The organism is Myroides sp. C6-3, from assembly GCF_050522425.1.
Classification (GTDB): domain Bacteria; phylum Bacteroidota; class Bacteroidia; order Flavobacteriales; family Flavobacteriaceae; genus Flavobacterium.
In genome coordinates this window covers 1-24,282 of sequence record NZ_JBMVQP010000005.1, presented here as the reverse complement: position 1 = coordinate 24,282, position 24,282 = coordinate 1, and the positions used below count along the sequence as shown (strand labels likewise).

22 protein-coding genes, 3 tRNA genes, 1 pseudogene and 1 riboswitch are annotated in these 24,282 nt (G+C 37.2%); of the genes and pseudogenes, 8 read left to right on the top strand and 18 right to left on the bottom strand.

Annotated elements, in window-relative coordinates; all coding sequences use genetic code 11:
• Positions 1-8 precede the first annotated feature (8 nt).
• The gene (locus ACPDG9_RS03470) at positions 9-2,351 is read right to left on the bottom strand and encodes an ATP-dependent helicase (protein ID WP_430526417.1); all 2,343 of its coding nucleotides are present in this window, start codon (positions 2,349-2,351) and stop codon (positions 9-11) included.
• 119 nt (positions 2,352-2,470) lie between these two features.
• On the opposite strand from ACPDG9_RS03470, the gene ACPDG9_RS03465 reads away from it, so the two are divergent.
• Both ACPDG9_RS03465 and ACPDG9_RS03460 read left to right on the top strand, forming a co-directional pair.
• Complete coding sequence (locus ACPDG9_RS03465; RefSeq protein WP_430526416.1) at positions 2,471-3,004, top strand: hypothetical protein; 534 nt, start codon at positions 2,471-2,473, stop codon at positions 3,002-3,004.
• Positions 3,005-3,032: 28 nt separating this feature from the next.
• Positions 3,033-3,842, top strand: coding sequence for a DUF4197 domain-containing protein (locus tag ACPDG9_RS03460; RefSeq protein WP_430526415.1), 810 nt, complete (start codon positions 3,033-3,035; stop codon positions 3,840-3,842).
• Between the two features lie 189 nt (positions 3,843-4,031).
• On the opposite strand, the gene ACPDG9_RS03455 is transcribed toward ACPDG9_RS03460, so the two are convergent.
• The 5 genes from ACPDG9_RS03455 to ACPDG9_RS03435 all read right to left on the bottom strand — a co-directional run bounded on the left by ACPDG9_RS03455 (position 4,032) and on the right by ACPDG9_RS03435 (position 9,194).
• Complete coding sequence (locus tag ACPDG9_RS03455; protein WP_430526414.1) at positions 4,032-5,612, bottom strand: transferase; 1,581 nt, start codon at positions 5,610-5,612, stop codon at positions 4,032-4,034.
• Positions 5,613-6,046: 434 nt separating this feature from the next.
• Complete coding sequence (locus ACPDG9_RS03450; RefSeq protein ID WP_430526413.1) at positions 6,047-6,592, bottom strand: putative glycolipid-binding domain-containing protein; 546 nt, start codon at positions 6,590-6,592, stop codon at positions 6,047-6,049.
• 13 nt (positions 6,593-6,605) lie between these two features.
• Positions 6,606-6,887 (bottom strand): hypothetical protein, encoded by a 282-nt coding sequence (locus ACPDG9_RS03445; RefSeq protein ID WP_430526412.1) that lies wholly within the window; start codon positions 6,885-6,887, stop codon positions 6,606-6,608.
• A 202-nt stretch (positions 6,888-7,089) separates the two neighbouring features.
• Positions 7,090-7,836 carry a 3-oxoacyl-[acyl-carrier-protein] reductase gene (gene fabG, locus ACPDG9_RS03440; RefSeq protein WP_430526411.1) on the bottom strand — a complete coding sequence of 249 codons (747 nt, stop codon included), beginning with the start codon at positions 7,834-7,836 and terminating at the stop codon, positions 7,090-7,092.
• A 65-nt stretch (positions 7,837-7,901) separates the two neighbouring features.
• Positions 7,902-9,194: a Na+/H+ antiporter NhaC family protein gene (locus ACPDG9_RS03435; protein WP_430526410.1), complete on the bottom strand. Its 1,293-nt coding sequence runs from the start codon at positions 9,192-9,194 to the stop codon at positions 7,902-7,904.
• Between the two features lie 81 nt (positions 9,195-9,275).
• Positions 9,276-9,380: riboswitch (SAM-I-IV-variant riboswitch) on the bottom strand.
• 137 nt (positions 9,381-9,517) lie between these two features.
• Between ACPDG9_RS03435 and ACPDG9_RS03430 the strand changes: the two genes are divergently transcribed.
• Positions 9,518-10,012: a hypothetical protein gene (locus ACPDG9_RS03430; RefSeq protein ID WP_430526409.1), complete on the top strand. Its 495-nt coding sequence runs from the start codon at positions 9,518-9,520 to the stop codon at positions 10,010-10,012.
• A 73-nt stretch (positions 10,013-10,085) separates the two neighbouring features.
• On the opposite strand, the gene ACPDG9_RS03425 is transcribed toward ACPDG9_RS03430, so the two are convergent.
• From ACPDG9_RS03425 to ACPDG9_RS03415, 3 genes are all read right to left on the bottom strand, one after another.
• On the bottom strand, positions 10,086-11,075 hold the full coding sequence (locus tag ACPDG9_RS03425) for an alpha/beta hydrolase family protein (RefSeq protein WP_430526408.1): 990 nt from the start codon (positions 11,073-11,075) through the stop codon (positions 10,086-10,088).
• 89 nt (positions 11,076-11,164) lie between these two features.
• The gene (locus ACPDG9_RS03420) at positions 11,165-12,208 is read right to left on the bottom strand and encodes a GNAT family N-acetyltransferase (protein ID WP_430526407.1); all 1,044 of its coding nucleotides are present in this window, start codon (positions 12,206-12,208) and stop codon (positions 11,165-11,167) included.
• Positions 12,209-12,291: 83 nt separating this feature from the next.
• Positions 12,292-12,828 (bottom strand): GNAT family N-acetyltransferase, encoded by a 537-nt coding sequence (locus ACPDG9_RS03415; protein WP_430526406.1) that lies wholly within the window; start codon positions 12,826-12,828, stop codon positions 12,292-12,294.
• Positions 12,829-13,156: 328 nt separating this feature from the next.
• On the opposite strand from ACPDG9_RS03415, the gene ACPDG9_RS03410 reads away from it, so the two are divergent.
• From ACPDG9_RS03410 to ACPDG9_RS03400, 3 genes and pseudogenes are all read left to right on the top strand, one after another.
• A tRNA-Ser gene (locus ACPDG9_RS03410) sits at positions 13,157-13,240 on the top strand.
• 6 nt (positions 13,241-13,246) lie between these two features.
• A tRNA-Pro gene (locus tag ACPDG9_RS03405) sits at positions 13,247-13,321 on the top strand.
• A gap of 163 nt (positions 13,322-13,484) precedes the next feature.
• Positions 13,485-13,716: pseudogene (locus ACPDG9_RS03400) on the top strand (helix-turn-helix domain-containing protein).
• Between the two features lie 142 nt (positions 13,717-13,858).
• Here ACPDG9_RS03400 and ACPDG9_RS03395 read toward each other — a convergent pair.
• From ACPDG9_RS03395 to rlmF, 4 genes are all read right to left on the bottom strand, one after another.
• Positions 13,859-14,854, bottom strand: a complete 996-nt coding sequence (locus tag ACPDG9_RS03395) for a nucleotidyl transferase AbiEii/AbiGii toxin family protein (RefSeq protein WP_430526405.1) — start codon at positions 14,852-14,854, stop codon at positions 13,859-13,861.
• Entirely contained in the window at positions 14,844-15,461 is a 618-nt protein-coding gene (locus tag ACPDG9_RS03390; RefSeq protein WP_430526404.1) for a DUF6088 family protein, read from the bottom strand. The genes ACPDG9_RS03395 and ACPDG9_RS03390 overlap by 11 nt, the downstream gene beginning before the upstream one ends.
• Before the next feature lie 511 nt (positions 15,462-15,972).
• Entirely contained in the window at positions 15,973-16,305 is a 333-nt protein-coding gene (locus tag ACPDG9_RS03385) for a hypothetical protein (protein WP_430526403.1), read from the bottom strand.
• A gap of 133 nt (positions 16,306-16,438) precedes the next feature.
• Positions 16,439-17,347: a 23S rRNA (adenine(1618)-N(6))-methyltransferase RlmF gene (rlmF, locus tag ACPDG9_RS03380; protein WP_430526402.1), complete on the bottom strand. Its 909-nt coding sequence runs from the start codon at positions 17,345-17,347 to the stop codon at positions 16,439-16,441.
• A 325-nt stretch (positions 17,348-17,672) separates the two neighbouring features.
• On the opposite strand from rlmF, the gene ACPDG9_RS03375 reads away from it, so the two are divergent.
• Entirely contained in the window at positions 17,673-19,700 is a 2,028-nt protein-coding gene (locus ACPDG9_RS03375; RefSeq protein WP_430526401.1) for an ATP-binding protein, read from the top strand.
• A gap of 65 nt (positions 19,701-19,765) precedes the next feature.
• On the opposite strand, the gene ACPDG9_RS03370 is transcribed toward ACPDG9_RS03375, so the two are convergent.
• The 3 genes from ACPDG9_RS03370 to ACPDG9_RS03360 all read right to left on the bottom strand — a co-directional run bounded on the left by ACPDG9_RS03370 (position 19,766) and on the right by ACPDG9_RS03360 (position 21,444).
• Complete coding sequence (locus ACPDG9_RS03370; RefSeq protein ID WP_430526400.1) at positions 19,766-19,963, bottom strand: hypothetical protein; 198 nt, start codon at positions 19,961-19,963, stop codon at positions 19,766-19,768.
• A gap of 161 nt (positions 19,964-20,124) precedes the next feature.
• Positions 20,125-20,553, bottom strand: coding sequence for a hypothetical protein (locus tag ACPDG9_RS03365; protein WP_430526399.1), 429 nt, complete (start codon positions 20,551-20,553; stop codon positions 20,125-20,127).
• A gap of 444 nt (positions 20,554-20,997) precedes the next feature.
• Positions 20,998-21,444, bottom strand: coding sequence for a carboxypeptidase-like regulatory domain-containing protein (locus tag ACPDG9_RS03360; protein WP_430526398.1), 447 nt, complete (start codon positions 21,442-21,444; stop codon positions 20,998-21,000).
• Between the two features lie 365 nt (positions 21,445-21,809).
• Between ACPDG9_RS03360 and ACPDG9_RS03355 the strand changes: the two genes are divergently transcribed.
• On the top strand, positions 21,810-23,249 hold the full coding sequence (locus tag ACPDG9_RS03355; RefSeq protein WP_430526397.1) for a PLP-dependent aminotransferase family protein: 1,440 nt from the start codon (positions 21,810-21,812) through the stop codon (positions 23,247-23,249).
• A 5-nt stretch (positions 23,250-23,254) separates the two neighbouring features.
• Here ACPDG9_RS03355 and ACPDG9_RS03350 read toward each other — a convergent pair whose 3' ends face one another.
• Positions 23,255-23,914: a phosphatidylserine decarboxylase family protein gene (locus ACPDG9_RS03350; RefSeq protein ID WP_430526396.1), complete on the bottom strand. Its 660-nt coding sequence runs from the start codon at positions 23,912-23,914 to the stop codon at positions 23,255-23,257.
• 127 nt (positions 23,915-24,041) lie between these two features.
• Positions 24,042-24,111, bottom strand: a tRNA-Ala gene (locus ACPDG9_RS03345).
• Positions 24,112-24,282: the final 171 nt, after the last annotated feature.

Below are 24,282 nucleotides of genomic sequence, written 5' to 3'. Positions count from 1 at the left end.
TACACAATTTACGCTAAAACTTGAAGCTTAGCAAATCGCAATAATAATTTTTTAATTCCACCCACATCAAAATTGATCTCCGCTTTGCGGTCTGCTCCTACGCCCTCTAAATTCAAGATAACACCTTGTCCAAATCGCTCATGCATCACGCGTTGTCCAATGACTAAACCGCCATTGGCACCTTCTCCACCACCAACATGGGACGTAGTAGCTGAATTCACGGGTTTTAGTTTTCGAATATTGCGATCTTGCTTGGGTTCTTCGTTATTTTGTAAATAAGCAGGTGGCGTACCCTTCACTGGTTTTGACAGACGCAACTTACTTTTATCTACATCGCCAAAAATATCTGCATCAATCTTAGGTGTATAGCGATAGTTCGTTTCTACTGGTGTTAAAAACTCTAAGTATTGCGCATCAATTTCTTGAATAAAACGCGAAGGATCACAGTCGATGAGTTTTCCCCAACGATATCTCGATTGCGCATAAGTAAGATACGCTTGGTGTTCTGCACGGGTTAAAGCGACGTAAAACAAGCGTCGTTCTTCTTCTAGTTCCGTTCGCGTACTGCTGCTCATTGCACTTGGAAACAAATCTTCTTCCATACCCACACAAAAAACGGTCGGAAACTCTAATCCCTTAGCCAAGTGAATCGTCATCAACGCCACGCGATCGTCATCTCCTGTATCCTTATCCAAATCTGTCGCCAACGCCACATCTTCTAAAAATTCGGATAGAGCACCTCGAGCACCGTCAATTTCGCGTTGTCCTTCGATAAAATCTTTAATACCATTGAGCAATTCCTCTATATTTTCCATTCGAGTAATTCCCTCTGGCGTAGTGTCTTTGCGCAATTCTTGGACCAATCCTGTTTTCTTTACCACGTGTTCCACCATTTCATAGGCATCCTTGGTTTCCTCCAAGGCTTGAAAGGCTTTTACCATATTGACGAAATCCGTCAATTTGTTTTTCGTTCCTGCGGTAATTTTCAGATCAATCTTATCAATATGACTCATTACCTCAAAAATGGAGCGTTTGTAGTGATTAGCCGCAATGGTTAATTTATCCAGCGTTGTTGCCCCAATTCCCCTTGCAGGGTAATTGATAACACGTACCAAAGCCTCTTCATCTTTGGGGTTGATAATCAAGCGTAAATAACTTAATACGTCTTTAATTTCTTTGCGTTGATAGAACGACAGTCCTCCGTAAATACGGTAGGGAATATCGCGTTTTCTCAAGGCATCTTCCATTGCACGAGATTGCGCATTGGTTCGGTATAGAATAGCAAAATCACTGTTGTTCTTTTGATTTTGCATCTTTTCTTCAAAAATGGTTGACGCCACAAAACGCCCTTCCTCCCCATCGGTTAATGAACGATGTACCTTAATCTTAGGCCCAAAGTCATTATCTGTCCAAACAACTTTCTCTAATTTAACCTTATTCTTGTCAATAATCGTATTCGCCGCCTCTACAATATTTCGAGTAGAGCGGTAATTTTGCTCCAAACGATACAACTGTACGTTGTCGAAATCCTTTTGGAAATTCAAGATATTATTGATATTTGCTCCGCGGAAAGCGTAAATACTTTGAGCGTCATCTCCTACAACACAAATATTTTGGAAGCGATCAGAAAGCGCTCGCACAATCAAATACTGAGAGTTGTTCGTATCTTGATACTCATCAACCAAAATATAGCGAAAACGATCTTGATACTTGGCTAAAACATCTGGAAAGCGAGTCAACAATTCATTTGTTTTCAAAAGTAAATCATCGAAATCCATTGCCCCTGCTTTGAAACAACGCTCTACATAATGCTCGTAAATTTCTCCAATACGAGGACGTTTACTCATAGCATCAGCTTCCTGTAGTTCCGGGTCGTTGAAGTAAGCTTTCACCGTCACCAAGTTATTTTTATAAGAGGAGATACGACTGGCTACTTCTTTGGGTTTATATACGTCTTTATCTAGCTGTAACTCTTTAATAATCTGCCCGATTAATCGTTGCGTATCTTGTGAATCGTAGATAGAAAAGTTACTTGGGTATCCCAAATGATCAGCTTCTGCACGCAGAATACGAGCAAAAACAGAGTGAAATGTTCCCATCCAAAGGTTTCTAGCCTCACTGTTTCCGACAATTTGTGCGATTCGATTTTTCATCTCACGCGCTGCTTTATTGGTAAACGTTAGGGATAAAATATTAAAAGCGTCAACGCCTTGATGCATCAGATAAGCAATTCGCAAGGTCAATACCCTTGTTTTCCCCGATCCTGCTCCAGCAATCACAATCATGGGGCCATCCTTCTGTAGTACAGGCGCTCTTTGCGCTTCATTAAGTTGATCAATATAACTTTGCATAGTGTCTAAAACCGTAAAAAGCCAAAATTACAACTACTATTAGTTTATAACAAGTTTTGTTTACACTAAAGCATTTTATCTTAATCAAATAGTATTACTTTTGTTTAAACTTAAATTTTATGGATCTTAACTTTTTCCTTACTTCATTACAGTATATCGTACCTGCGCTAGTTGTTGCAGGATTGTCTTATGTATTCTTCCAACAAATCTTGGAGAAGCAATCAAAACGAGATTATTTTATCATTACGCAATTGACAAATAAAGAATCGGAAATTGACAGTAAAGCCTTAAAATTACAAGCTTGTGAACGCTTGATTATCTATGCAGAGCGCAGTGATTTAAAGAAGTTAATCTTGCGTGTTCAACCTTTGAGTACGGACACTCAGGCGTACGCTCATTTATTGGTTCAACACCTGGAGCAGGAATTTGAATATAACGTAACCCAACAGCTTTATGTTTCTGAAGAACTATGGGCTATTGTTGTACATACCAAAAACACCCTGATCAATACGATTCAACAAACAGCTAAACTGCCTGAAGCAACCTCTGCTTTGTTGTATCAAAATCTCTTGTTAAATGAATCAATTCGCATTCAGAGTAAAGTGGATATTTTACTTCGAGCAATTAAAGAAGAAACAAAGCACAACTTATAGTAAATCAATAAATTAAATAAAATAAGGTATGAGAAGAATTTTGATAAGCACATGTTTGCTACTGGGTGTTTTAGGCACAAACTACACCGCTACGGCTCAAAGCAAACTAGGTGGAATTTTGGGTAATTTATCTCAAGATCAAATTGGCAAAGGATTAAAAGAAGCCCTAGACAAAGGAATTCAACAACAAGTGAGCGATTTGGCGAAACCCAATGGCTTTTTCAAAAACGAAATGGTAAAAATTATGTTGCCCGATGAATTGCAGAAAGTGGATAAAACAATGCGTTCTTTAGGCATGGGTAGCGTAGCTGACCAAGGACTACTATTGCTAAACAAAGCAGCGGAAAGTGCAGTAGAAGAAGCAACTCCAATCTTCGTTCAAGCCATTAAGGATTTAACTTTTACAGATGCTGCGAATATTCTCCTAGGAGGTCAGTCTTCGGCTACCAACTACTTGAAACAAAAAACATCCAAAGAGTTGATGAGTAAATTTACTCCGATCATTGAATCGTCTTTGTCGCAAGTTGGTGCTACCACCGTTTGGGAAGGTATTTTTACCAAATACAACAGTCTTCCTTTGGTTACGCCTGTGAATCCAGATCTGACAAACTACGTGGCTGAAAAAACAATGGATGGGGTATTTACTATGATTGCAGTGGAAGAAAACAATATTAGAGGAAATCAAAAAGATTCGAGATCAACTAAGTTGTTAAATGATGTATTCAGCAAACAAGATAATACCGCTAATGTTTCTACTTCTTCAAGCAAGAATACACCCAAAAAAACGGACAATAAAAAAGAAAAAAAGAAAAGTCTTTTTGATATTTTCGGTCAATAAACATACTATAACGATAGCATAACTTTTGCGTAATATGTATTCAAAATAAAAGATAGACATTTGTCGTATAAATTTTGATTTCATAAAAGAATAGTTAGAGTTAGTTGATACAAAAGAGGGGACCTTGTTACGGTCCCCTCTTTTTTTTCCTTCTTAATTACTTTTGTCTCTGTTATTTTATCAGTGGACTTATTCGTGATTCAGTTCTTCTAAACGAACGTAAAAACACAACGCTTCTTCTTCCCCTGCTACTGCAGTAATACACGCTTCATTGCCATATTGATCAAACATCGAAAAATACATTTCTCCTCCCCATTCATAGTAGGACCAGATCAATCCTTCCCATAGTTGATACACCCAGAAGCACAGGCCTTCCATTTCGTGATTTTTCGCCAAGACTTTTCTAAACTTACTCGAAGTAAATTCAAACTTAGTGGTAAAAATCGCCTGATCATCCACAGTAAACGCTCCATCCGTTGCAATACTACACCGCTTGTAAATTCCCATCTGTTTGTAGTGAAACCACTTTTTGGCGATACAGTTTGTTTGAAGTAAAATTAAACCATCCGCTGGATTAAACTGCACATAATATTTGGTCAATTTGGAGTTGCATATCCCATTAACATCTAGTTCTGTTCGCGTTTGTACCTGGATATTAGATTGAGTAAACTGACGTTTAGGCAATACCTGTATCCGCACAAAATCAGGAGGAAGCCCCCCATAGTTATACTCCTTAGCTGTTGTGTATTCGACACGCCTCACCCGCTCCATTCCATACTGGTTTGACCATTGCTTAATTTTACAACGCACACTTAATGTAAAGGCTTTCACTGGTTTGTCAATGGAACAATAGATCATAACAGCGGACGTTTTTCCACCTATAACAGGTCTAGTTTCCTCTCCCTTGGGGTATACATACATTCCCGCCTCCTCTACGTAGAGCAACCCATTCGAAATACTATTATTTTCATCGTCCACAAGCTCCATTTGCTCAAACATTTCCTTTGGAGAAATTACAATGGGCTTATTCATTCTATCGCGTGCTTCCATCGTTATTTTCACCGCAAGTTGATGTCTCCCATTCGCATACAACTGCCCTGTTTGTTTGCCATCCACTAAAGTGATTTTCAATAAGGTCAACGCGTTTATATCTTCCCAATTGTAAATGTTTTCACTAATGCGATCGTTACTTGAGACAACGGTATGTCCTTTCACATGTGCTTCCTTGAACAAATACGCGCGATCTTTAATCTTGGCATGTCCGTAGACTTCCACATGATCATATACCTGTGCAGCTCCTTCAATAGTAGCATATTCATACACTTTAGCACAGGCAGAAACCAGTGCTTTTCCAGAGACTTTTGCATGACCCGAAATTTGGGCTGAATCCTCAATGGAAGCCTCACCATACACTTGAGCCTTGGCGGTTACCAAAGCAAAATCTGCAACAATAGCATTTCCATAGACTTGGGCATCAGCCGCAATACGCGCAGCTCCAAACACTTCCGCATTACCGTGCACTACCGCATTATCCATAATTGTCGCTTCTCCATATACTTTGGCATTATCACCCACCCAAGCTTCACCCGCTTGGCTTAAATTTGATTCGCTTTGGATCCAACCGCCTTTTCTACGGGTTCTTAAACATTCAATGCGCCATAATACACAGCCGTTATATTCCATGGACTCATCGGTTATTCTATATTTAGCCAGGTTAATCACATTGCCCCCTTTACTACTATTTTCTCTATTTTCCAGTCTAAATCCCATCTCTATTACCTAATTTGACAACGCATATATCTACCCTCTGCTCCTATTCTTCGCATCCAGAGAGAAATTACTTCCCCTAGCAGTACAACCTATCAATTATTGAATAGTATAAAATTATTTCAATCAGAACGCATAATTCAATTCTAAAAGTTAAAGTTGCTTTCAAAAAAATAAAATAATTAACAAAAGAAGATGCTTTTTAAAAAATTGAACTTTACAGGCTATGACCCTCTTAAAAAAAAGACACTCCTTTTCACTTTTTAAACGACAGGAGATCACAATAGATCCCTAAAAACTGAAATTCTTTTCTTTCCTTCACAAAAAAAGAGCAAGTAAAAACGTGCTCTTTTTTTGTATTCTATTTTGAAAAACCCTCCCTTCTTTCACTTGTGTTCTCCCAAGTTAAAAGGAATAAAGAGGAGCATCAGCGAGATTTAAATGACTTTAAACAATCCGGGATATTCAGTAACAAAACCGTCTCCATCTACTGTAATAGTGGCTTCGAAATCGCTCCAAATATTTTTGTAGTAATACGTATTTTCAGACAATTTAGTATACTCTTGTTGAACCAGTGTAAAGTTTTCTTCCAAAGGATTAATATACAGAACGGGAAGAATCTTAGACTCACCAACAGCCAACTTCAGTCGATTAATTGGCAAAGTATTCGTAAAAGGCGTTACTGCGATATCAATATCTAAACACTCCTTAAAATGTGGATATTCTTGTTCGTCAATAATCCATTGATCGTTGAGTTTATGCCCGCTTAACTGAAAGAATCGATGGCCTTCTTGGCATCGAATATCAAAGAATCGAGTTTCCCAATTCGCTGTTGTTACCACTTGGTATTCAACACCATAAATGCGATTATTCTTATTTCCCACAATTTCCCCTCTACAGTGAAAACTGCCTTCTTTTTCAATAGTAGTAAAGTGTTCCACCGCTATTGTATCTACACCTAACCACGTTCGTTTTTTTTCCATTTGATTCAAGTAACTACGATATATTTAAATTAACACTAAGCGTTGCTATAAAAGTGGGGACATACGCATCAATTACAAAACGAGGATTGGGTTGCCAAGCCTCTTCATATCCCATTATGGCGAATCCTACTTTAGTTTGTCCACCAGGCATATCTTGAAGTGCATACCCAAAAACAAGTGCTTTCTCCTTTTCCATTTTTTCTTTTAGCTCCGTTAGTGTCAAATCTGTTTGATCTTGATAAGGAATTCTATATTTGGGGCTGTGTTGTATAAAATCTTTCAATGTCGTTCCCAATAATTAGCCGTTGAGTCTGTTCAACCGCTTCTTAAAATTATCTTTTTTAATCGTATAAATCAAATCTTTTTTCTCATTTTGTAGTCTTACTAGTCGTATATCTCCTCCAATAAAAAGCTTTACTCCTGAGTGTATGAAAGTTAACTCCATAAAAAAAGGGAGAAAACATATTCCTCCCTTTTTATACTTATTTTGTTGTTACTTACGTTAACATTCCTCCATCAACGTGCATTACCTGTCCGGTGATATAAGCAGACATATCCGAGGCGAAGAACACACAAGCATTAGCCACGTCTTCTGCTTTTCCTCCGCGTTTTAACGGAATAGCATCTGTCCATCCTTTTACAACGTCTTCTGCTAATTTAGCAGTCATTTCCGTTTCAATGAAACCTGGCGCAATAACATTGCAACGAATATTTCTAGAGCCTAATTCTAGCGCAACTGATTTAGAAAATCCGATCACCCCTGCTTTAGAAGCCGCATAGTTCGCTTGTCCAGCATTTCCTTTTACTCCAACAACTGAACTCATATTGATGATAGATCCCTTTCTGTTTTTCAACATTGTGCGTTGTACCGCTTTTGTCATATTGAATACAGACTTTAAGTTCACTTCGATCACGTCATCAAAATCTTGCTCCGACATTCTCATCAATAAATTATCTTTTGTAATACCTGCATTATTAATTAAAACATCAATATTACCGAAGTCTTTCAATACTTCTTCTACCAATTGTTCTGCTGCTTGATATTCAGCTGCATTAGATTGATATCCTTTTGCTTGAACACCTAAAGCGACAAGTTCACCCACTAATTCATCTGCTGCTTGTACTGATGAACTGTACGTAAATGCAACATTAGCACCTTGTTCAGCAAAGGCTAAAGCTACTCCTCTTCCGATTCCTCGTGTAGCACCGGTAATAATGGCTATTTTTCCTTCTAATAATTTCATGTATATTCAAATTTTGTTTTGACAAAGGGCAAATATAAACATTTTGTAATTCGACTATGAAATTTTTAAACGGTTTGTACTTCTTTTCTAAAAAAGAGCAGGTAAAACAGGGTTACACCAAGCAAGAAAGCGAAATAGTATCCATGTGAGACCAATTCGAGATAGCCTAGCTTTTTATCTGTAAAGCTCAACAGAATCAGAATTTGTGCACCATAGGGTAAAATTCCCTGTACAATACACGCAAAAATATCCAACACAGAAGCTACATAAGGGCGATTTAACTTATAGGCGGTAGCTACGTCGTTCGCTAAGTTTCCAACTACTAGAATTGAAACTGTATTATTGGCCATACAAACGCCAACACTAGAAACGAGAGAGGCTATACCAAAAACAGCTCCTTTACTCGTTTGAATTTTCTTTTGCATACTTTTTAAAATCCAGACCAATCCTCCTTGTTGTTCAATCATACGTGCTAACCCACCAGTAAGCATCGACAGCAAAAAGATTTCGGTCATGGAAGTAAACCCGAGATAGGCGTGATTTGCAAGTCCAACCAAATCAAAATCAACGTGAATCAATCCGATAATTGATGCAGAAAGAATACCAAGAAACAAGGCAACAAACACATCAATTCCCACCAAAGCCAATACGATAGTCAGCACATAAGGTAAGATCAAGAAGTAATTTGTCTGTTCACTTAACGTTAACTCCAGCTGACTTGTATCATTTTTCATCCATAGCAGCACGCCAATGGTCAGCAAAGCTGCGGGAACCGCTAGTTTAAAATTCGCTTTAAACTTATCTTTCATTTCACATCCCATCGTTTGTGTAGCGGTGATGGTGGTGTCGGAGATGAGAGACAAGTTATCGCCAAACATGGCACCTCCTAATAAAGCACCACAAAGCAACCCCATGGAGCTGCCTGTTTTTTCTGCTAACCCAACGACAATAGGACCTAAAGCAACTATCGTTCCTACGGAAGTTCCAATAGAAAGAGACAAGAAGCAAGCGATCACAAAGATTCCCACCCCTAAATACGCTGCTGGGATATAATGCAATCCCAAGTTCACCATCGCATCAACTCCACCAATCGCCTTAGTAATTGTTGCAAAAGCCCCTGCGAGTAGATAAATCAAACACATGGTGATAATTTTACTATCGCCACAACCTTCAATCAAAGCTGTAATACGCTGATGGATGGGCGTTTTGTAAAATAAAACAAAAGCCGTCATAATCCCTAAAGCAATAGCTATAGGTGAAGGCAATTGATAAAAATCGTCTAGTACAATGCCACTTCCTAAGAAAACAGCAACAAATACAAAAAAGGGAATGAGGGTGTACAATTTATTTTCTGTCATAGCTTTTTTTTTGTCTTCTAAAAACAAATAGCAACGTTAACCTTGCGAAAAAAATCATACAGAAAGTGTACCAAAGATTAGTATTTCAACATTTTTTCCATGAATGGCTTATCGTTTTCAGCACCTTGCTTGTTGTTGCAGGTTGCTATTTTTCTAGATGTTTTAGAAAAATTCCTGATAATAAAGAGCAAAGATAAAAACTATAATTAAAATCAACAACAAAAAATGTTTTTTTAATCATTTTATTCATTTATTACACTATATCTAAATACTAACTAGATATTCCTTACTTTTGTTGCCCTAAACTAAAAATTTAAAAAGAAATGAGAAAACTACTGCTTTCATTAGGATTAGCGGGTTTAGTAACGACCGCTTCATTTGCTCAAAGTGGACCTAAAAATGCGCTTGGATTGCGTTTTGGAGGAAACTCTGGCTTAGGTACAGAAATTTCATACCAAAGAAACTTATCGCGCAACAATCGTTTAGAACTAGACCTTGGTTTTAGAAACAACAACGATTACAACGCTACAAAAATTACAGGTATCTACGAATGGGTATGGAATATTGAAGGTAATTTTGATTGGTATGCAGGGGTTGGAGCTGCTGTAGGTAATTATAGCTACAAGTACAACCACGGAGGTAAACGATACAAAGACAACGGTACATTTGGTTTAGTGACAGGTACGGTTGGTATTGAGTACACCTTTGATTTCCCTTTGCAAATTGCACTTGATGCACGTCCTGAACTATATTTAAACGATTCGTACCGCGATGGACTATACCTTGATTTTGGTTTAGCTGTACGTTATAAATTCTAAATCACTTGATTTCTCTTTTTCTTCTTACAAACGATACAAAAATAGCGAGGTTTTCCTCGCTATTTTTATTTTGTTACTTATCGTTCAACCACGCTAACCAATCTTCACCTACTTTAGACCAATTGCGTACACTGTGATCGGGGTTATTCTTTTCATCCACCGGAAAAAAATTGTGTTCTGTTCCGATATAAGCCTTAAACGTAAAGTTTTTCCAACCGGATCTAATGGCCTCTACTCGCAAATAATCATTAAAAGGTGCACTCCAATCTTTGCTTCCGTAGGTAACCAAAACAGGAATTTTCATTTCTTTAAAATAGTCCATCGCAGGTTCTGAAAACGAATACGTTGCCTTGGGGCTATCCCCGCGTTCATCCGTTGTGCTCGTTTTGTTTGCTACAATCCAATCCCAATGATCGAATAGTCTTTCTGCTTCTTGGTTATCTTGTGTTTCTCTATAACGTTGTTCGGTAAGCATTGCCATCATGCGCCCCATAGGATTGCCTCCTGAATAAATAAGATGGGTAATCTTAGGATATAGAACCGCCATCTTAGCTGCAATGCTACTACCTTCCGAATGACCAACAACGACTAATCGATCTTTAGCAACCCAGTCCTCCTTTTCTAATTGCTTCAGTATTTCAATATTACGCTCGACATAGTAGTTGAGATAATTTCGCTCAGTATAAACGCTTGGAATTTTTTCTAAGGTGTTGCTATAACTGTAGGGAGGTCCTATTGCCTCTAAGTCTACAACAAGAGGTACTCCTGCCTTTCCAACGAGCACCAAATGATACTGCTCAAGATAATCTTCTATCTCCATAGGAAAGGCTAAGATTTTATCTTTATAATACTTCAATACTGGCTCTGGTGTACTACCTTGACAAAACAACAACAACGGTTTTGCCTTGCGCTCCTCGCCTTGTTTGGATTTGATTACCACATCAACTTGATCCTCTTGGTATGTAAAAATGCGATGTTCAAATCCTAATTCCTCTGCCGTTTTGGTTTGGGCAAAAGCGCAAAGCCCTAAAAGAGCAACTACTACTGCGATACTTTTTTTCATTACTGTCACTTGCTATTCGTTATCTGGCTCTAGTCCAGAAAAATAAAGATAGCATTATTTTGATTAAAGTAATCCTTCGTCTTTGTTTTTTATCCGCGTGAAGCAGCATTGACTTTTTTGGTATAGCGCAACATGGATCTATACTTATTCTTTAATGGTGTAGGTTCTAAAATCAATTCTCTTTCAAATACAAACCCTTTTTTCTCACAGAGTGCAACGCTTTTATCATTTTCCTGCTCAACGGTATAAATAATCTGTTGCGTTGGAATAGCTTCTTCTACAAGTGTTATAGCTTGTTCCAATAGGGCACTTCCCCACCCTTTTCCCTGTTGTTCTTCACTGACCCATAATCCTATTTCAACGGAAAACAAATGAATGTCATTGAGTGTCAAACAACCAACAAAACGCTGTGAGTCTCGTTCAAAAGCCAATAAGACTAAACACGTCCCTTGTTTCATCTCCTCTTGAGACTGGTCGATATACGCCTGAACTAAGAGCGGATGAGCAAAGGAATCAATACTCAAATATTGTCCGATTGTCGGGGTAAAATACTGCTGTAGTAAAGCCCCATCTTCTTGATCTATTTTTCGAAGGATCAAGGTACTTGTTTCCCATTGTTGATTAGGAGCAAATACAGTTCTCTTTTGAGGAGTAAGCATCCCAATGATCATTTGTATCTCTTGTTTCATCCCCTCTTGAATAAGGTTGAATGGCTGTAAACCACCAATCTCTTCACTGGCAGCCATCACACTTCCCAAGAGAACAAACCACGTATTTTTGTCTATCTGCTGTTGCTCCAAATCACCAGCTATAGCCGTTTTGGATTCCACCGTTCCTTTGCGATACACACTCCAATACTTCCCCATCTTATGCAGTAGAACAGTCCACAATCTCAATTGTACTTCGCGATCTAACGTTGTTATTTCATCCTTAAAACAAGTACGCAAGGCTTCTATCAAATGGATATACATCACAGACAAAGCCCCCATGGTTTCCAATTGAACCAGTACGTTCGTCCAAGTCGTTTCTCCTCGACCTACCGCAACTAGTAATTCTCCCAATTCTCGTTCTTCCACCTGTAAAAAGGGAAGTCCAAGGTGGACATCAAGTGGATCAGTGTACGAAATTTTCATTTTATGCTAATTTAAACGCAAAAAAAATTCAGCTTAATTTTTAACATCAAACCGAACTTTTCTACTCTACTGTTTTCTTGTGTTTATTGTTTCGCTACATTATCTTTTCGATAGTGTAACATATCTAATACTTTATCATCGCTAATCTTGCGTTCAAAACTACTGTGGTACACATACCCTAATTTTTCTGCAATATGAATACTACCCGCATTATTTCGGTCAACATTATAGATCAAATAGTCTACATTTAAGTGATCCAAAACGAATTGTTCTAAAGCTTTGACCAATTCAGTTCCATAGCCTTTTCCATTAGCTTCTTCTTTCAACCAAAGCCCAATAGAGATTGATTCATCACAAATATCGTGGATTCCACAACATCCGATAAACTCTCCTGTATCTTTAGCTGTTGCAAGTAAAGTGATGTCTTTTTGTTTTTCCAATTGACCTAAACTATAAGCAACAAAGCCAAACGTATCTTCTTTCTTTCCTGTTGGAATAAAAGGTAAAAATTTTGCCACTGTAGGAGTTAATGCAGCAAAGATATCCTCTACATAGGTGTCATTTACAATTATAAACTTCAAGCGATCACTTGAAAAACTCAGGTTTGTATCAAATTTCATAAGGTACTCTATTCGTTCAGCCCAATTACGGGGTTTTATTTTAGCGCTTTTTATTCTTTATCCTGCAAATATAGGGGATAATTTGAAGTGAATGTCGATTCCCTCCGTAAAAAAGGATGTCTTTTTTTCTTCATTTCCTCTCTAAATGCCTTTATTCCCGCTGATCCAAGCGATTTGTTGTCTTTTTTTTAAATCTTAGTTACCTCATCCTTAATGAAGTAAAAAAAAACAGTCTTTTAGCTCCTAATTTCCTTTGTTTTTTATTTGCATAAAATAAAAACTAATGGTATGTTTGCTCCTGTAAAAATGAGGGATTCCTCAGTTTTTAGGAGAGGTGCCGGAGTGGTAACGGAGCAGATTGCTAATCTGTCGACTGGTAACGGTCGCCAGGGTTCGAGTCCCTGTCTCTCCGCTTCTTCGGGGTGTAGCGTAGCCCGGTCATCGCGCCTGGTTTGGGACCAGGAGGTCGCAGGTTCGAATCCTGCCACCCCGACTTTTAGGGTATCAGAATGTGCCTAAATCCGTAAGTATCAATTACTTACGGATTTTTTTATTTTTAAAGGATCAGGTACAAAAGTTGGGATCAGGTGCAAAAGTTGGGGACTAAGTAAAAATTAATTATGAAAGTAGAATTTAGTACAAAAGAAGACCTTTAGATTTTTAAGCAAGAGATTATTACCGAGATAAGAAGGTATAGCCCTTTTAATAGAAAGAAAGATCAAGAAATAAAACAATGGATTAAAAGCTACGAAGTAAGAAAGCTTCTTGGTATTTCTCCTGGTACCTTACAGAATATGAGAATAAATGGTACCATACCATTTAAGAAGATTGGTGGATTGATGTTTTTATAGGTATGAGGATATTTTAAAGATGATGGAGAGTGAATGAAATAAAACACCCCAACTTAGCGATAGTTGGGGTGTTTTTATTTTATTGGAAAAAGAGGGATATACCCCTACTCCGTATGTCTTATAAATAGCGACTTTCAGGCTTTTGTATTTTTGTATGACAACATAAAATAGCTGAGCTTTTAAATCTTATTAAATTTATTTTCGATCTCCTTTAAACGATTCAGTAAATCAGACCAGCTTAAACTATTTCCAATGATCATATGCTCTTGCATCGTTTTATAGTCTTCTGCCCATCTTTCAAATACTTCCTCTGGAGGTAAAATACTCAATTTACCTTTCTTATGATTTGAGTAATCTATCCCTCTTAAAGGCGTTACTTTTTGTCGATGCTCAACAATATTAGTAAACAAATCATCATCAACTATTGCTTGTTCACCGAATTCTGAATCCATAATTTTGTCTATATCATAAAAATGCCTAGTCAATCGATCAGTCCTAATATTTTCAATTGCCTTTGAGAATTCTTCGTGTAATAACAATACTTTCTCAATTAAAGTACGAGTAGGAACAACTACTTCTACATTAAATGCAGGTAAAGCAAAAGGCGATTTTGAAAATCCCGAATCAATATATGAAATAATAGGTTTTGACTCAGCTGGTTCAGTTAACGATCTAGCCCCCATTTCAAGTAAAACACGCTGCTGAATATATACATTAGTAGCAGGAACACTTGATTGATAATAAACCTCTAAAGTATTAGGATCACTTGTATCGTCAACATGGTCGTTATACTTAATTTCATATAAACTCGGATCTACTCCCAACTCTGTTAATTGATGTATTAACTCTTCTCTAAATTCATTAATAATAAATCCTCCAGAAGCCTTTCTAAGTTTTTTAATTTGTGTTTTAGAATCAAGCTCACCAAATCCCAGTAAACGTCTGTCAATAATCAAATCAATATCTTCTGAAAATCGTTGTATTAAACTATAAGCCTTACTCAGGGAAGTTCCTCCTTTAAATATAATAGAACCTGCATACTTAGATTGAAATATTGCCTTTAAAAGAATACAAACCCACCAATCTTTCTCTATTACAAAAGCTGGTAGTCCATAAACAACTTCTGCTTGTTTTAGTACAGTAACTCTTTGTTCTTCCGATAAATTAATCCACATACTTCTGTTTATAGTAAAGTTTGTTAATTTCTTTTTGAATCCAAACTGGAGCAAATTTCAATTGAGATTCTATCACCTGTTGATCTATTTTGTCAATAGCTAGTTTAATGGTGTTTAAAAAAGAATCTGTAATTTCTTTTTGCCCCTTCTCTTTAAAAGCCTGCACTACTAAATGTAATAGATTATCTTTTATCATAAGATTTTTAGGGACAGTCCTCTTAAAATTAATCTTTCTATTTCCAATCTTAATTTCTCTTTGAGACCCTTCAGTCAAATAAACAGTCTTCAAGGGGATCTGGGTTGTTAATCCTAATAGATACAAAGCTAATACACCAGTTGGCGCTATACGCACCTTATCTCTTTTTGCAATCTCATTTGCAATTTCCTCTATACTAGGATAAATTGTTCCTAATAAAGAATCCTGCTTTGGCTTTATATAAATACCATGGGATAGTCGTTCTATGAATTTTTCTTTTTCTAAACGCGAAAGTACTTGGCGAATATTGTCAGATGTGCCATATTTAACAAAATCACTAGCGAAAAAAATTCCGCCACGCTTAGATTTAGAAATCTTCTCTACTATCTGACTATTAACAGATTCATCCATAAAAAAAGATTTACATTTGTCACAAATTTAATCAATATTTGTGACAAAAGAATCTTTCATTTAATTAAAAATATTGTTTATTGAGTAGTAATAACTTGTCCCAAACAAAAACTAACTAATCAAATCCTTTCGCAGAAAGCGTCTGAATAAAAATAGTTGGGGTATTTTATTCTCTACGATAATAATTAAACTTACAAGACAACATAATATAATCAAGAAGTGGAAATCAATAGGACTGTTATCTTGAATTAACTTTTAATTTTAGCACAGTAATTTCTTTAAGAATCTTGAGTAAATCATCTTTCTCTGAATATCCTTTAATATGAGCATTTAAGAATCCTAATTTATAGGAAATACTATTTACACTTAATCGCCAGTTAGTTCGAATTCTGCCACCCCGACATATTGAAAACTCTAACGGAAGTTAGGGCTTTTTTTGTATCCTAGTCGAATCAAGTTTTACTGGATCACGTGCAAAAGTTAGGGACTAAGCAAAAAATCATAATCCCGTTTATTCTTTCAAATAAATAGCATCGTGTGGAGCTGCTGGATTGTATAAAATTGAAATGCAACTCCCCTTTTCTACTTTTCCATTGAGTTTACGCCTATACATAGTCACTGAAGTACTATCCGTAAGCTTCACCTTAAGATCATAAGTAGGTTGTTTACTCCCATATCGCGTCACTGTCGGTGCATGGACCTCTTGAACGATAGCTGTAGTCTCTTCATACTCCTTTATTTGAGCTGCCAAGTCATCTTGACTCGCTTTAAAATCAAAAAAAGTGATACCCAAAGTAACTAACACCCCTAATACCAATACGATTAACTTTGTTTTGTTCTTCATTGCTTCCTCTTTTTTCACTGTACTATTTTTGATTTCAACCATCTAACTACCTTAAAACTAACCCTGTAAAAAAAACAGCATCTTTATTCTACCTCTACACCTTCTCATCACCTCCTCCTATAGGACAGGTCTTCTAAAATCTCCAAGCAAGAATTCGGCTAATTTTATTGCCTTGTTCCATTTGGATGATGCGCACCTCAGCTACCTCCGATCGCTTGAGCAATGCCTGTAGGGGTTTTAAATTATTCTTATTGGAAACAAGTGTTGTAAACCAAACGGCCTGTCTTTTGAAGTGTTTACTTTCGTAAATATAGTTGGTAATAAACGCTTTTTCGCCTCCTTCGCACCACAGTTCATTATTTTGTCCACTAAAGTTTTGTACAGGCTTGCCCACTACTTCTTTCCCAAGGTTTTTCAACTTTTGTGTCGTTTTTGCGAGTACCTCTTCTCGGGAAGAAAAGAATGGAGGGTTGCAAATCACTGCATCAAAATACTCCTTCTCACCTATGATATTCTTTAAGATATTTCGCTTACTTACTTGGGAACGAATCGTCACTGCATTTTTTAAATGAGGATTATTATCTACGATGTGTTTCGCCGTTTTTAAAGATACAACATCTACTTCTGATCCCACAAACTCCCATCCGTATTCGGCTACTCCAATAATGGGATAAATAACATTTGCACCAATACCTAAATCTAGCACTTTTACTCCCTTTCCCGTTGGTATTTTTCCGCCATTACCCTCCGCCAATAAATCAGCGATATAGTGAATATAATCCGCGCGTCCAGGGATTGGAGGACATAGGTTGGTCTTGGGCATTTCCCAAAAGGTTAGCTTGTAATCTTTCATTAAGATGGCCTTATTGAGCAACACAACAGCCTCTGGTAGGGCAAAATCAATGGTATCTACACCCGATGGATTTTTTTGAATAAAAGCCTTTAATTCAGGAACAACGAGTTTCAGTTGATCAAAATTGTACAAATTTCGGTGCTTATTTCGTTCGTGTAACTTCTTCTGTGTCTTTTTAGCGTCTTTCATTCTCTTACTCTTTGCAGCAAAATTAGACTATTTAACTGGTTTTTCTAAGTGTTGTTTCCTTTTTAATCTTGGGAAATGGTAGAAGAGAACAATAAAGCAATAGCGTAAAATTATCCCTTAAGATGAACTTGCTTTCAACTCCAGTAACCAACCCTACCAAAAGGTAGAAGTATCGTCCCTGCTAAATGCTACACAACAAAAAAAGATATTTCTTTAATTTTTTAGTTATCTTCTAAAAAAGCAAATGAAAACAAATAAAATTCATAACTTTTTATCATTCAATCACTAAAACTTAGGTATATTTACGAGGACTATTCTCTTTGTTATGAAAAACAATGTTTTACTCTATTCTCTTCTTTTCCTCTCTCTTTTTAGTTTACTTCATTGTACGCCAAAAAACTTGACCACCTCCGTTGATGTTGATCAACTCTATGCCGTACAACACGACAACAAGTATAAGGACAGTCTAGCTCAAACCCTTGCAGAGCCCGTAGCCTATGCACTAACGTTGAGCAATACTGCACCGAATCGACACTTCATTGACAGCACTTTACAATTATTGCGTTGGACACTAGATTCGGTCAATTTTAAAAAACTAGCACAAAAGAGTATTGCCTATGCTACGAAAAAAAAAGACTTATCTACCCTAGCCAATTCCTATAATAGTATAGGGATGTACTATCACGACAGCTATCAATTGGATAGCACCTTTTACTACTACATCAAAACAGAGAATATCTATAAAGAATTACAGGATTCAGTAAAAGTAGGAGAAACTAAATTCTATCAAGCGCGATTGTTATTTGAGCGGGGACTACATATGGAAAGTGAATCCAAAGTATCTCAAGCCTTGTTGTTATTAAATCAAGATCCACAGAACCCCGTTAATTTCGAGGCCAATCAATTAATGGGCCTATGTTTAATGGAGCGCAAAAATTATACAGAAGCAGAAATTTACTTGAAAATAGCCGTTGATCAAATACTATTGGATCACTCCAAGTATAACATATTGGATGATAAACGCGCTAAAATGGCGATTGGTAATGCTTATGGCAATTTAGCAGAGGTGTGTTATAACCAAAATAAATTCAGTGAAGCTAAAGCTTATGTTTTAAAAGGACAACAATACATAACGCAGGATACTCCTATTATGCTTGTTTCTTTCTTGCGCAATAGACTGGCGCAGTGTAACTATCGACTAACTGGTCACAGTATTTACATCAAAGAAGTGGAACAAAGTTATCAAGACGATTCCATTTTGGGCAATTCGTTTCGCATGTATTACACCGCTATGGATCTTGCACATCTCTATAACCTCGAGAACAAGAAAGAGGAATCTAACTGTTGGGCAGAGGTCGCCTATGCGAATGCCTCCAAACACGAAGTATTACCTCAACAAGTACAGGCGTTGGAATTCATACTTACACATGACGACTATCAGAAAAAAGAGCAAGTGCGACAGCTAATCAAGCTGAGACAAGCCCTGACCAATCAAGAAAATCAAACGCGAAATACCTTTGCGAGAATTGCTTATGAAACAGAAGTAATCGAAGCAGAAAATCACAAGCTTCGCGAACTCATCTTCACCTTTATTCTCATTGGCTTGAGTTTACTCTTTATCTTGATTATCAGTGTATTTCAATTTCAACTAAAAATTAAAGACAAGGAATTACAATTAATCAAAACACAGCGTAAAGCCAACGAAAGTATTGATGAGTTAATTATTGAACGCAACTTACTTGCCCTCGACATCAAAAAGAAAGAACGCAATCGAATTGCTAAAAATCTACACGATGGGATCGTCAATTCGATATTCGGTATTCGCTTTCACTTACAACTCTTAGATATACCAGACATGGTAACCAAAAACCTACTCATCAATGAATTGCAAAAACTAGAAAGTAGTACGCGTGATATTTCACATACCTTACTCAATAGTAAGGTATGTATTGAGAACCCATTTAACCAATTAGTTTCTGATTTAGTATCGTTTCAAGTTAATGCATGGCAAACTCAGTTTTCCGTTGAGTATGATGCGCAAATTAACTTTGAACTCCTCGCTGCTAGTACCAAGTCCAACTTGTATTACATCTTGCGCGAGGCGCTTCAAAATGTAAATAAATACGCTAAAGCAACCCACTGTCACCTCTCTTTTTCGCTTGTTGAAGACGATTCAAAAATAAAAGTATCAATCCAAGATAATGGAATTGGATTTGAAGAAATCGACTCCAAAGGCATGGGAATTGCTAATATATTTGAGCGTGCAGAACAAATCAGGGCAGCGCTCCACCTTGATTCTGCTTTGGGCAAAGGCACGGTGATCACCTTGTATATCCCTTACCCTATTTCTTAGATGCTATGCCCAAAATCTTGTTGCCGGTATAACTATTCGTCCCCCCTCTTCTTATACTCCTCTTCTTATACTCCTCTTCGAATTCTACTTAAAGAAGAGGAAGTAATTCCTAAATAAGAAGCTAACATACCCATTGGCACCCGATTGACTAATCCAGGATAATGAGACAAAAACAGCAAATATCGTTCTTTTGCTTCTAGATTCAACAGGGTATTGGCTGTTTTCAGCTTGCTTTCTGTGGCAAAAGCATGAAGTTTAGCCATTAACAAAGGCCAAACGGCAATTTCCTTTTCTAGTTGATGAAAAGAGGAACAAAAAAAGGAAAGACTTCTTTAAGCCTTTCCTCTTCTCAATTTTGGTTTTTTGGTTTTTGGTACTACTATTAAAGCAATTTTAATTCATATAAAATCAGTAGAACACTGATTTACTGTTTCTTTCCTTCAAAGAAAATACGCTTTTGATTTTCCATTATTTTTTTTCCTGAAAACTTGAGCGTTTTTGAGGCTGCTGAATAAACTAACACCCCTGCTAACTCCCCCGTCTGATGCATTACATCTCTGTGGTCTGTATATTCTGAAACAAACTGAACGTTCATCTCAATTGGTGTTCGATCATTACCACTCATTCTTATTCTATTGTCTCCCAAATCTTCTACCAATAGAATCTTATTAAATTCATTTGAATCATAAGCCCCTATATACGTTCCTGCTACTGTAGCGGATGCTGTGCCTTTTTTACCTCCATTATCATCTCCACCTCCATCTCCACCTTTGTTGTCATCACTACTACAACTTACACCAACGAATAAGCTGCTAATCAATACAAAAGAATAAATTGCAATTTTCTTAATCATCACTTTCTTTTTTTTTTGTTACTACTTAATCATACAAAGATAATAAAAACAAAGTTCTGATATTAAACAAAAAACAACTAATCAATAAAAAAGAGTAGTTGTTTCTATTTATTTTACTATTTTTAACAATAATTATCAAAACAAATCAGCAAAAATCTTTATAAAATAAAAATACATAAAAGAGAAACTTAACCTCCATCCCGTTCTTAAACTTTTAAATTGAGAAGCAATACGTGTATTAATTCCAAAATAGAGATTTTACTCGTTCAACTTCTAACGAACTTCTCTGCTGTAGATTTTTTCATCCCCTTGACTTCCAATACCCCTAAATTGAAGAATTATATTTTTCTCAATTTCCTTTATGCTTATTTGCTGCCCTGTACGTCGAAGGTGTTCCCCTGCTAACTTCCTACCTCATTAAAAACACATGTTCTTCAATCACCTCTATTGCTCTTTATTCTCAATCTTTACCTCACTCGGTGCTTTAATTTCTCTCAAATCTTTAGCTGAAATTCCAACTGGTAAGCCACAGTCTCTTCTCTTCCTGATAGATGAATCTAAATTGTGAATAACAATTACTTCTTCAACGTCACCTACATCTTCTTCTAAAGTAATGGTATAAAAGTCCTTATCTTTTTCCAACTTAATTTCTTGGGTATGGAACCCTATATAAGCAATTACGATATAATCACTTTTTTTATTTTTTACACTAATTTCAAATACGCCATCGACATTCGAAGCAACGCCATTTTCTGTTCCTTTTTCTAAAACAGAAGCCCCAGGTAAAGGAAATCCATCCTCTGCTAGCACCAATCCTTTAATTTTTCTAGGTCCTGCCAAAACATGTAAACTGCACAGCAGCACAAAACAATACAATAAAACCTTTCTCATTTCTTTACTTTGTTAGATGAACAAAACTAATGTATGAAATAAACCAATAACAAACTGAAAATAATCGCTTTTTCCTAAACATTAGTTCAAACTATTTCATTTTTTTCTACATGCGGGATCAACCTTACAATCCATTGAAATCATGAATATTCCCCCTGCGAATATTGATGCATCAGGAACTGAATATTTTTAAATACAAAAAGAAACTGCTCCAAAATGGTTTCCTTATGGATCACCTTCATATCAAACAGTGAACGGTTGACAGTGAACGGTTGACGTACAACAAACAACGAACAAAAAAACCAAATAATTGCTTATATTTGGACTACGAGCAATTACTTTATTAACTTCATTAAATAGTCCATATGAAAAGGCTTTGGAAATTAGAAATTCGCTTGGATTCCTCTTCTGATCAACCGCTTTACTTGCAAATAGCGGATGCTCTAATTGCGGCGATCCAGCAGGGAAGACTTCAAAAGGGGGATATTTTACCTAGTACAAGAACATTAGCTGAAATGCTAAAGGTAAATCGCAATACGATTGTCAAGGCACTAAGTGTACTGATAGATGAGGAATGGCTAGTATCTTTGGAGCGCAAGGGTATTTATATTGCTCAATCCATTCCTTTATCCAAGCCAATAAGACATACATCGACTTCAACTGCTACTTTAAAACCAGCGAATCAATCGGTTATGTCTCTAGTTTTTGACAATGGCTATCCCGACAGTAAGATAGTACCAGTAAAAGAATTAGCACGTGCCTATCGACAAATATTCAATCGCAATGCTAAATGGCAGATGATGGGTTATGGCAATGCTTTGGGTGATCACCGATTTATTCAACATATTGCACATATGCTCAATCATCAAAGAGGTATGCATGTGAAAGAAGATCGCGTCTGTATTACTCGAGGGGGACAAATGGCGATCTATTTAATTGCGCAGTGTTTACTACAAAAGGGAGATGCTATTATCGTGGAGAATCCCGGTTATCAATCGGCTTGGCATGCTTTTGAACAGGCAGGTGCCACTTTAATTCCCGTACAAGTGGATGCAGAGGGAATCTGCGTATCGACTTTGAGGGAACAACTGCAACAAAATCCCAAGATCAAAGCAGTTTACCTCACTCCTCATCACCAATTTCCAACCACCGTAACCCTGAGTTTACAACGACGTTTAGCGCTTGTTCAACTCGCTAACGAATACAATATCACGGTGATTGAAGATGATTATGACAACGAATTTCACTATACCTACCGACCAGTATTGCCTTTGTGTAGCTATGCTGAGCTTAAAAATTACGTTTATATCGGCACACTGAGTAAAGTAGTTGCACCTGCACTTCGCGTGGGCTTCTTAGTGACGAGTCAAACGCATTTGATTGACAAGATAGCGAAGTTGAGAAAGATTATCGATATCCAAGGAGATCGCATCATGGAACAAGCCGTCCTCCAGTTAATAGAAGACGGCCTGATAAAAAAACATATTAAAAAAGCGACAAGTTTATACAAAGAAAAAAGAGACTATACCCGTCAATTGCTCCAGCAACACTTAGCAGACCGTGTTACCTTTACCGTGCCGGACGGTGGGTTAGCCTTTTGGATCAAGCCCAACCAACCAGTTGATTATACCCTATTAATCCAACACTTAGCGGCAAAAGGTATGCAGTTGGTCAACCCTAACGACTATTACTTCTCTCCTTCTTCAGCGGATGGATTGCGTTTGAGTTTTGGGACTTCTTCCATGGAAGAATTAGAAAAGGGAATACACTTACTTGCAACTTGTCTGCAAGAACAATCCTCCTAATCGTACTACCACGTTGCTAATGTGGTAATCCCCCCTTGTACCTTTTCTCCCAACTGTACCTTAACCGCACAATCTAAAGGCACAAGCAGATCCACACGAGATCCGAACTTAATGAATCCCATTTCCTCCGTTTGCACAGCTACTGTTCCACAAGGTACATAGTTGACGATGCGATTCGCTAAGGCTCCAGCAATTTGCTTTGCTAGTACTTCTTTTCCATTCCCGTGCTGATACACCACGCTGTGTCTCTCGTTCTCTGTGGACGATTTTGGATGCCACGCCACTAAATTTTTTCCTTTGTGATACTGATTATACACGATCTTTCCGTCGATCGGGTTAAGGTTTACATGCACATTCAATACACTCATAAATACAGATATCTGCAAGCGTTTTTCACTAAAATACTCATCCGGCTCCACTTCTTCTATCACCACTACCGTTCCATCACAAGGCGCTTGTATACAAGCCTCACCTTTTATCAGTATTCGATTCGGGATGCGAAAGAAAAAAAGAACCAAACCCAATAAACTCGCAGTTAACAAGAGTATAAACCCCTGCACATACCACAACGTTGAGGGTAATAAAGTGAAAATTAATCCATTGCATACTAAAAAAACGCAACTTGCAAAGGTTATAGGACCTCTTCCTTCTCGGTGTATTTTCATGGGACTATTTGTTTGTTGTTGTTCGGCGTTCGTTGTTTGTTGTTTGTTGTTTGTTGATTTTCGTTTAAAGGCAATATTGCCTCTTTTAGAAAAATCTACCGATAACCGATAACCGATAACCATTTCGAGGTTCCCGTTGGATTCGAACCAACCTACTAATCCTTGCGGGACTAGGCCTACCACTCAGCCAGAGAACCATTTGTTGTGCGTTGATTTTCGTTTAAAGGCAATATTGCCTCTTTTAGAAAAACCTACTGATAACCGTTAACTGATAACCGATAACCGTTAACTGATAACCATTTCGAGGTTCCCGTTGGATTCGAACCAACCTACTAATCCTTGCGGGACTAGGCCTACCACTCAGCCAG

Excerpts from the sequence above, each read along its gene's own strand:
- ACPDG9_RS03360 (WP_430526398.1), bottom strand. The coding sequence starts at position 21,444 with ATGAGAAAGGTTTTATTGTATTGTTTTGTGCTGCTGTGCAGTTTACAT.
- ACPDG9_RS03425 (WP_430526408.1), bottom strand. The coding sequence starts at position 11,075 with ATGAAAAAAAGTATCGCAGTAGTAGTTGCTCTTTTAGGGCTTTGCGCT.
- ACPDG9_RS03465 (WP_430526416.1), top strand. The coding sequence starts at position 2,471 with ATGGATCTTAACTTTTTCCTTACTTCATTACAGTATATCGTACCTGCG.
- ACPDG9_RS03375 (WP_430526401.1), top strand. The coding sequence starts at position 17,673 with ATGAAAAACAATGTTTTACTCTATTCTCTTCTTTTCCTCTCTCTTTTT.
- ACPDG9_RS03395 (WP_430526405.1), bottom strand. The coding sequence starts at position 14,854 with ATGTGGATTAATTTATCGGAAGAACAAAGAGTTACTGTACTAAAACAA.
- ACPDG9_RS03435 (WP_430526410.1), bottom strand. The coding sequence starts at position 9,194 with ATGACAGAAAATAAATTGTACACCCTCATTCCCTTTTTTGTATTTGTT.
- ACPDG9_RS03450 (WP_430526413.1), bottom strand. The coding sequence starts at position 6,592 with ATGGAAAAAAAACGAACGTGGTTAGGTGTAGATACAATAGCGGTGGAA.
- ACPDG9_RS03415 (WP_430526406.1), bottom strand. The coding sequence starts at position 12,828 with ATGAAATTTGATACAAACCTGAGTTTTTCAAGTGATCGCTTGAAGTTT.
- ACPDG9_RS03355 (WP_430526397.1), top strand. The coding sequence starts at position 21,810 with ATGAAAAGGCTTTGGAAATTAGAAATTCGCTTGGATTCCTCTTCTGAT.
- ACPDG9_RS03455 (WP_430526414.1), bottom strand. The coding sequence starts at position 5,612 with ATGGGATTTAGACTGGAAAATAGAGAAAATAGTAGTAAAGGGGGCAAT.
- ACPDG9_RS03370 (WP_430526400.1), bottom strand. The coding sequence starts at position 19,963 with ATGGCTAAACTTCATGCTTTTGCCACAGAAAGCAAGCTGAAAACAGCC.
- ACPDG9_RS03420 (WP_430526407.1), bottom strand. The coding sequence starts at position 12,208 with ATGAAAATTTCGTACACTGATCCACTTGATGTCCACCTTGGACTTCCC.
- ACPDG9_RS03365 (WP_430526399.1), bottom strand. The coding sequence starts at position 20,553 with ATGATTAAGAAAATTGCAATTTATTCTTTTGTATTGATTAGCAGCTTA.
- ACPDG9_RS03385 (WP_430526403.1), bottom strand. The coding sequence starts at position 16,305 with ATGAAGAACAAAACAAAGTTAATCGTATTGGTATTAGGGGTGTTAGTT.
- rlmF (WP_430526402.1), bottom strand. The coding sequence starts at position 17,347 with ATGAAAGACGCTAAAAAGACACAGAAGAAGTTACACGAACGAAATAAG.
- ACPDG9_RS03350 (WP_430526396.1), bottom strand. The coding sequence starts at position 23,914 with ATGAAAATACACCGAGAAGGAAGAGGTCCTATAACCTTTGCAAGTTGC.
- ACPDG9_RS03390 (WP_430526404.1), bottom strand. The coding sequence starts at position 15,461 with ATGGATGAATCTGTTAATAGTCAGATAGTAGAGAAGATTTCTAAATCT.
- fabG (WP_430526411.1), bottom strand. The coding sequence starts at position 7,836 with ATGAAATTATTAGAAGGAAAAATAGCCATTATTACCGGTGCTACACGA.
- ACPDG9_RS03460 (WP_430526415.1), top strand. The coding sequence starts at position 3,033 with ATGAGAAGAATTTTGATAAGCACATGTTTGCTACTGGGTGTTTTAGGC.
- ACPDG9_RS03470 (WP_430526417.1), bottom strand. The coding sequence starts at position 2,351 with ATGCAAAGTTATATTGATCAACTTAATGAAGCGCAAAGAGCGCCTGTA.
- ACPDG9_RS03430 (WP_430526409.1), top strand. The coding sequence starts at position 9,518 with ATGAGAAAACTACTGCTTTCATTAGGATTAGCGGGTTTAGTAACGACC.